This is a genomic window from Protofrankia sp. Cr1 (assembly GCF_963555865.1).
Classification (GTDB): domain Bacteria; phylum Actinomycetota; class Actinomycetes; order Frankiales; family Frankiaceae; genus Protofrankia.
Map to the genome: position 1 here is coordinate 1 of NZ_CAUVXO010000391.1, position 3084 is coordinate 3084.

The 3084-nt window shown below is 66.8% G+C and carries 3 protein-coding genes; 1 reads left to right on the forward strand and 2 read right to left on the reverse strand.

Annotated features, from left to right (window positions below; translation table 11 throughout):
* Together U9980_RS22075 and U9980_RS22080 are read right to left on the reverse strand one after the other, a co-directional pair.
* Positions 1 to 1103: acyl-CoA dehydrogenase family protein (locus U9980_RS22075; RefSeq protein ID WP_322769678.1), on the reverse strand; the 1103-nt coding region annotated here is incomplete at its 3' end.
* Positions 1100 to 2011 (reverse strand): 3-hydroxybutyryl-CoA dehydrogenase, encoded by a 912-nt coding sequence (locus U9980_RS22080; RefSeq protein ID WP_322769679.1) that lies wholly within the window; start codon positions 2009 to 2011, stop codon positions 1100 to 1102. The genes U9980_RS22075 and U9980_RS22080, both read right to left, overlap by 4 nt.
* 209 nt (positions 2012 to 2220) lie before the next feature.
* Between U9980_RS22080 and U9980_RS22085 the strand changes: the two genes are divergently transcribed.
* Positions 2221 to 3015 carry a TetR family transcriptional regulator gene (locus tag U9980_RS22085; RefSeq protein ID WP_322769680.1) on the forward strand — a complete coding sequence of 265 codons (795 nt, stop codon included), beginning with the start codon at positions 2221 to 2223 and terminating at the stop codon, positions 3013 to 3015.
* Positions 3016 to 3084 lie beyond the last annotated feature (69 nt).

Below are 3084 nucleotides of genomic sequence, written 5' to 3' on the forward strand. Positions count from 1 at the left end.
ATCTTGGCGTCACGCATCATTCGCTCGAGGGGGAAGTCTCGGGTGTAGCCCGCGCCGCCGAGCAGCTGAACCGCATCGGTGGTGACCGCCATGGCAGTGTCCGAGGCGAAGCACTTCGCCGCCGCCGACACGAACCCGGCATCTGCCTCGCCACGCTCGGCCTTGGCCGCCGCCACGTACACCAGGTGCCGAGCGGCCTCGATCTTCATTCCCATATCGGCGATCATGAACTGGAGGCCCTGGAACTCCGCGATGACCCGCCCGAACTGCCGACGTTCCTTGACGTAGGCGATCGCAATGTCCAGCGCGCCCTGGGCGATGCCCACCGCTTGCGCGCCGATCGTGGGCCGCGTGTGGTCCAACGTCGCCAGGGCGGTCTTCAGGCCAGTACCGGGCTCTCCGATGATCCGGTCGGCCGGGATCGCACAGTCCTCCAGGTGGATCTCCCGGGTCGGTGAGCCCTTGATGCCGAGCTTGCGCTCCGTGGCGCCCACCGAGAAGCCCGGGTCGTCCCGGTGGACGACGAACGCCGAGATGCCACGGGACTTCTTCGCCGCGTGCGGATCGCTCACCGCCATCACGGTGTACCAGGCGGACTCCCCTGCGTTGGTGATCCAGCACTTCGTTCCGTTGAGCACCCAGTGATCACCATCCAGCCTCGCCCGGGTGCGCATGGATGCGGTGTCCGAACCCGCCTCCCGCTCGGACAACGCATAGGACGCCATCGCCTCGCCCGCGGCGATCGAGGGCAGTACCTGCTTTTTCAGCTCCTCGGACGCGGAGAGCAGGATCGGCATGGTCGCCAGCTTGTTCACCGCCGGAATCAGCGACGAGGAGGCGCAGACCCGGGCTACCTCCTCGATCACGATGCAGGCGGCGACCGCATCCGCGCCTTCGCCGCCGTATTCCTCCGGGATGTGCACGGCGTGGAAACCCGCCCGGGTCAGCGCGTCGTGTGCCTCGACCGGGAAACGCGCCTGCTCGTCGACATCGGCGGCGGGCGGGGCGATCTCCTTTTCGGCCAGCTGCCGCACGGCGTCCCGCAACGCCTGGTGCTCCTCGCCGAGCTGATACACACCTGTGCCGGTGTTCGCCGGATTCATGCGCCGGCCGGACCGTACTCGTAGAAACCGCGGCCGTTCTTCTTTCCGAGCAGACCGGCGTCAACCATTCGCATGAGCAACGGGGGTGCCGAGTACAGCGGCTCCTTGAACTCGGCATACAGCGATTCGGCGATCGCGTGTATCGTGTCGAGACCGATCAGGTCGGCCAGCGCCAGCGGGCCCATGGGGTGGGCGCATCCGAGCACCATCCCACTGTCGATGTCGGCCGCCGAGGCGAAACCCGACTCAAGCATTCTGACGGCAGACAGCAGATATGGTACGAGCAGCGCGTTCACCACGAAACCCGCACGGTCCTGGGACCGGATTGCCTTCTTTCCCAGCACGTCACCGACGAAGGCCTCCGCCCTGACCAGGGTCTGCTCATCGGTCAGCAACGATGGCACGAGCTCAACCAGCGCCAAGACGGGCACCGGGTTGAAAAAATGGATCCCGATCACGTGACGCGGCCTGCTGGTCGCCATCCCGAGTTTCATGATGGGAATGGACGACGTGTTGGACGCGAGAATCGCGCCACGATCCTCGACCACCTTGTCGAGATCCTGGAAAACCTCGACCTTCAACCGTTCGTCCTCCGCGACCGCCTCGACCACCAGCTGACGGTCGGCCAACTGGTTGAGGTCCGTGGTGAAGCTCAGACGCTCCAACGCCCGGTCACGATCGTCGGCCGACAGCTTGTTCCGTGACGTCGCACGGTCCAGCGAGCTGACGACCCGGCCACGGCTCGCCGCAACGCGGCCGGTGTCCGCTTCGACGACCGTCACATCGAGACCCGCGCGGACACACACCTCGGCGATTCCCGAGCCCATCAGGCCACCGCCTACCACGCCCACCCTTGTCACGTCGACTGCCACCTGCGCTGGTACGTCCGCCGCTGGTACGTCAGTCACTGAGCCACCCCTGAAGTCTGAGCCACCCTTGCAGCCCCGGTCTGGTCTGCGCACGGCAACCGACTGCGTCCACGTTCTCCATGGCACCCCGCGCGGGTTCCCGGTGGTGCATGAGGCGGAGTGGTCGGACCTTGCAGCTGAACTGTAGCGGCACCTGGTGCCGTTAGGAAGCAGGGACCCGGAAGAACGGTTCGGTAAGGTCCGGTGACATGGCGGATGCGGCGGATCGGGCACCCAGGCGGCGCAGCGGCCGGACCGCGGCCGGGCGGCGGCAGGTGCGGCGTGCCCTGGTCGGCTCCGCGATGGAGCTGTTCCTCACCAACGGATACGAGGCGACTACCGTCGACCAGATCGCCGAAGCAGCCGGAGTCGGCCGGCGAACCTTCTTCCGGTACTTCTCCGCGAAGGAGGAGGCGATTTTTCCCGACCACGACGAGTGGCTCGACGACATGGCCCGGCTGTTCACCGACGCCAGCCCCACCGAACCTCCGCTGGCCATCGCCTGCGCCGGCGCCCAACTGGTGCTGGATCGTTACGTCGAGGACGCTGACATCTCGCTGAAGCGGTTCCAGTTGACCAGGCAGGTGCCGTCACTACGGGATCGCGAAATCGCGAGTACCGACCGTTACGAGCGTGTGGTGGCGCGTTACCTCCAGAACCGCTTCATCAGCGAGGCCCCACACCGCCCGCCCGATGGTCGCCATCCGGACAGCGGACTGGCCGACAGCGGACTGGCCGACAGCGGACTGCGCAGTGTCGTAGCCGCTGCCGCGGTTGTCGCGGCGCACAACTACGTCCTGCGCAGCTGGCTCAAAAGCGGTGGGACCGACGATGTCTACGAGCGGGCGCGCCATGCTTTCGGATTCGTGCAGCGGGCGTTCGTCCCACCGCCGGTCTCCCACCGTGACGATCGTGGGTCGCTCGTCGCCTGCTTCCACGCGGACGCTTCGTTCGACGAGGTGGTCGGTCAGCTCGGCACTGTGATGCGGCGGATCAGCGACTGACCCGCCGCTCCCGGTAACACGGCACGCCGTGCCATCAGCACGAGTACCGGCAGCGAGGATGCCACGCCC

Bases quoted from the DNA above. Each gene is read 5' to 3' on its own strand.
- U9980_RS22085 (WP_322769680.1), top strand. From the start codon at position 2,221: ATGGCGGATGCGGCGGATCGGGCACCCAGGCGGCGCAGCGGCCGGACC.